The 3,638-nt window shown below is 42.9% G+C and carries 3 protein-coding genes; all 3 read left to right on the top strand.

Annotation, left to right across the window (positions count from 1 at the left end; genetic code table 11):
* Positions 1 to 2,181 (top strand): AAA family ATPase (locus F6K40_RS39290; RefSeq protein WP_293145462.1); only part of this gene is annotated, 2,181 nt, incomplete at its 5' end.
* A gap of 64 nt (positions 2,182 to 2,245) precedes the next feature.
* A complete protein-coding gene (locus tag F6K40_RS39285) occupies positions 2,246 to 2,476 on the top strand; it encodes a hypothetical protein (RefSeq protein WP_293145459.1) in 231 nt (76 codons plus the stop codon).
* A 344-nt stretch (positions 2,477 to 2,820) separates the two neighbouring features.
* Positions 2,821 to 3,609 carry an ABC transporter permease gene (locus F6K40_RS39280; protein WP_293145456.1) on the top strand — a complete coding sequence of 263 codons (789 nt, stop codon included), beginning with the start codon at positions 2,821 to 2,823 and terminating at the stop codon, positions 3,607 to 3,609.
* The last annotated feature ends 29 nt before the right edge of the window (positions 3,610 to 3,638 follow it).

The raw sequence follows: 3,638 nt of genomic DNA, 5'->3' as shown, positions 1-3,638 counted from the left end.
GTGGGGGTTGGCGTGGGGTTCGGGGTGGCGCGCGGCGTGGCGGTTGGCGTGGCGGTCGGCATGGCGTTCGGCGTGGTGGGAGGCGTGGCGTTCGGTGTGGCGGGAGGTGTGGCGTTCGGCGTGGCGTTCGGCGTGGCGTTCGGTGTGGCGGTCGGCGTGGCGTTCGGCGTGGCGATTTGGCGTCCAGAAAACTGGTTAATTGTTGTACCACTCAACTCGATCTCAATTCAGAATCGTAGTTTTCTCCTACCTAGAATCACCCCTATTCCTTTACCCTTACTAACAGCTCGCTTAAAATCTTGGTTGAGAAAAGATTGGCAACTAGGTCTAGAAAACATCGATCAACTCTTAAGATATACCCTACAGTTTATTCCGGTAGTTAATGCTATTAATCAGGTGCTAGCAGAAACTCCCCCAGAGCAGATGATTTATCGAATTTCTCAGCTCGCAGAAAATCCTTATAGTTGGAAACTTGTAAAATTTGCCTCTGCATCTTTAGCAGAAGAATTGAAATTAGAGTTTTTTGGAGGATTAAATATTTTTAGTTCTTCAAAAAGAGTCTCATCAGCACCGACCCGCTTAGACACTCCATCCCGTGCAACAGCTACAGGTTTCTGGTATCTCTACGAAAAAGAACCCAAAAAAGCGACAGCAGCATTTAAGAAAGTACGCTCTTTCCTATACGGCGAGGAAATGTTTCTACTAGCTCAAACCCTAACTAAATTTCGAGCAGCAAAAAATCCTGTTACGATCGCCGAAATAGAAACTCCCAACTTTCCACCCGAACCTCATCTACGTCCCACCACCTGGGAAGCGCTCAAAGGTTTATGTTGCGTTGTTGAAGATACGCAACTTATTGTAAAAGCCACCTCAAAATCAGCTCGTGCATTTGCCCTTGCCAGAGCCATAGGTCAATTAAGAGAAATCCGAGATAATGCTGATACACTTCCCCAAGCAGAACGAGACTTAATTGTCGGCATTGCTAGAACTTGGCAAAAAGCTTTAGAAAGCATCGCCACAAGCACCGGAGATCCATCTATTACTAAACCCGTAGAAAATCCATACGTCATTGGCGATCCAGTAGAGGGTTACTTATTTGTAGGTCGGGAAGATACTATGAGAGAGCTTGAGGAACTGTGGATTACGAATTCTCACAAGCAGTCTGTTGTTCTCTTCGGTCATCGTCGCATGGGAAAAACATCAATTCTACGGAATGTTGCCAAATCTTCCGGTGCAGATACACAAGTTGTTTATGTGAACCTCCAACCTTTAGGAGCTATTTCCCTGGGAATGGGTGAAATATTTTTAGCAATCAGTGATGAAATTTCAGATGCTATTAACCTTTCCCCACCGGACACAGACGAACTCCTGAAACTTCCCCAACGAACTTTTAAACTCTACTTAAAACAGGCAATTCAAAAATTAGACAACAAACGCTTAATTATTGCCCTCGATGAATTTGAAACCATTGAAGACCTAATTAACGCCCAACAACTCCCCCCTAACTTCATGGCAGTATTGCGGGGGTTCGTGCAGATGAGTCCGAAAATTGCCTTTGCCTTCGCCGGGTTGCACACTCTGGAAGAAATGACAGAAGATTACTTCCAGCCATTTTTTGCCAGCGTCATTCCCATCCGCGTCGGTTTTTTGAATAGAGCAACAACCAGACAACTCCTTGCCAACCCGAACCCAGACTTCCTGCTAACCTACGAAGCAGAAGCAATGGATCGCATTGACGACCTCACATTCGGACAACCCTACCTAGTACAACTCCTGGGATTTTTACTTGTCCGTCGCTACAACGAGCAAACCTTCGAGGAAGGAAAACCAAGGGAACCTATTTTTACCGTTGCCGATGTGGATGCCATTCTTGAAAAAAATGAACTATTCCAAAATGGGCGCTATTATTTCACGGGAGTTTGGGGGCAAGCAGGACAGGATGCACCGGGGCAACAAGATATTCTCAAAGCTTTAGCTAAGTGTTCGGGAAATTGCGATTCCGAAACGGATCGCTCCGCGAACCGTGTCATGCTTCAGGAACTTACAGGTTTAGATGAAAGCACAATTAATAATGCACTTGAGACTCTTGATCGCCACGATGTCATAGTCGAAACCGAGGAAAACGTGAAATTTGCCGTGGAATTGTTTCAGCGTTGGGTAGTGAAATATCAATGTGAGTAGGTTGGGTTTCGTTCCTCAACCCCACAACATATAGAACCCCTGAAGGGATCTATGATTGGGAGGTGTGGGAGGTGTGGGAGGTGTGGGAGGTGTGGGAGGTGTGGGAGGTGTGGGAAGTGTGGGAGGTGTGGGAAGTGTGGGAAGTGTGGGAAGTGTGGGAAGTGTGGGAAGTGTGGGAAGTGTGGGAGGTGTGGGAGGTGTGGGAAGTGTGGGAAGTGTGGGAGGTGTGGGAGGTGTGGGAAGTGTGGGAAGTGTGGAGAGTTATGAAAATAATTTATTACTGATAACAACGTAGATGAATGATTTTGATGCAGTATTATTACCAACAACTCTATTATATAAAATCCGGTTATACAGTAATCGCATTCAAAAATCCTCAACTAAAATATGTGTTTGCTAGAAGCACGAATTTAAAAATTTATGCATTTTCATTTCCTTTCTTACTCCTAACTTCTTACTCCTAACTTCTTACTCCTAACTTCTTACTCCTAACTTCTTACTCCTAACTTCTTACTCCTTACTCCTCAGTAATACGATAACTAAACTATGCTGAAGCAGCAGAATTTGGTATAGAATTAGATAGAGAATTTTATCTCATTCAGTTAAATTACTAGCGGGCAAAATACCCGCACTGGAAAAATGAAAAAAATTATCAAAACTGCAAAAGTTTTTCTTTCTACTTACTATGCCTATATGCTGGAATATAGAGCTGAATTATTCTTATGGATGTTGTCATCTTCTTTACCTTTCATTATGATGGGAATTTGGACAGAAGCTGCAATAAAAGGTGAATTTCCATTAGATAAATTACAGTTCTCCCGTTATTTTTTGGCAGTATTTCTTGTCCGCTCTATAACTCCTGTTTGGGTGATTTTTAATTTTGAAAAAGAAGTAGTTGAAGGAAAATTATCTCCTAAATTATTACAACCGATCGATCCAGTCTGGCATCATGTAGCAGATCATATTGCAGAAAGGTTTGCTAGAGGACTTTTTGTTGTAGGTTTAATACTGTTATTTTTTGTTCTCTATCCCCAGGCATTTTGGTTGCCTAATTTGGGCGATTTTTTCTTATTTTTAATCGTAGTATTAATGGCGTTTTTCTTGCGATTTTTAATTCAATATACATTAGCTATGTGTGCGTTTTGGACTGAAAGAGCAACAGCGATCGAGCAACTTTGGTTATTACCTTATATGTTTTTGTCAGGAATAACTGCTCCGTTAGAAGTGTTTCCAGAATGGGTGCTGAAAATAGTTTTGTGGACTCCCTTTCCTTATCTGATTCATTTTCCTGCTTCTTTGTTAGTAGGGTTGCCTGTGGATGTTGGGCGGGGGTTATTAGTTATGTTGGTTTGGAGTGTCATATTTTTTGGGTTAAACCGTTGGTTATGGCGACTGGGGTTAAAGCAATATTCGGGAATGGGCGCCTAATCAGTTATCAGTTATCAGTTATCAGTTAT

The organism is Okeania sp. SIO3I5 (assembly GCF_010672085.1).
Classification (GTDB): domain Bacteria; phylum Cyanobacteriota; class Cyanobacteriia; order Cyanobacteriales; family Microcoleaceae; genus Trichodesmium.
Note: the sequence above shows the minus strand (reverse complement) of the source record. Positions and strands in the feature narration are given on the sequence as shown.

Excerpts from the sequence above, each read along its gene's own strand:
- F6K40_RS39280 (WP_293145456.1), top strand. The coding sequence starts at position 2,821 with ATGAAAAAAATTATCAAAACTGCAAAAGTTTTTCTTTCTACTTACTAT.